Annotated in this window: 1 protein-coding gene; it reads left to right on the top strand. The window is 54.4% G+C overall.

Going from position 1 to position 695, the window contains the following annotated elements; translation table 11 throughout:
- A partial coding sequence (locus tag MRX98_RS21870) for an alpha/beta hydrolase (RefSeq protein WP_246915325.1) occupies positions 1-695 on the top strand: 695 nt, incomplete at both ends.

A 695-nucleotide genomic window follows, 5' to 3' on the forward strand; every position in this document is an offset into this window, starting at 1 on the left:
AGTGCATGTTGATCGGCTTGCAGCTCCGGAAGCACCGCTGAAGCTCGTGGTGGTCCATGGCATCGGCGGTTATGGCCGGATTGTTCTGGGGTTTGGTGCTCCTTTCCGGCCGGATTTATGCGAGGTCGTCTCACCAGACCTTCCAGGTTACGGTCTGACCAGCAACCCCAGGAATCGATTCATTTTCTCCGAATGGACAGAATGCCTGCAAGACATCGTTGAGGCTGAGTTGCTACGTGATCCCCGACCTATTGTTCTGTTTGGTTTGAGCCTCGGTGGAATGGTTGCCTATCATGTCGCTTGCAAAGCGAATGTATCAGGACTGATAGCAACAGCCTTCGTCGATATGACAGATGCGGAAGTGGCTGCAGGCATATCGCGTTTCGTGCGCTTGAGCCGTTTAACGCTCCATCTGGTACAACGAGCACCCGCTCTCATGACAGGTCTTCGGCTACCTGCACGACTCTTGTCCAAGCTCTATGCCATCTCCAATAACGCCGAACTCTCGCGAATAGTCGCAAAGGATCCCTTCGGAGGCGCAACCGGCATTCCACTATCTTTCCTTCAGTCGATCATGTCCACAACACCTGCCATTGCGCCGGAGCATTTCAAGCGTTGCCCTGTGTTATTGGTGCACCCAGGTGAGGACCAGATGACAGACATTGCCTTCAGCAGGCGGTTCTTCGACCGCCTGG

Origin of the sequence: Desulfatitalea alkaliphila, from assembly GCF_022968795.1 — a bacterium.
Lineage (GTDB): Bacteria > Desulfobacterota > Desulfobacteria > Desulfobacterales > Desulfosarcinaceae > Desulfatitalea > Desulfatitalea alkaliphila.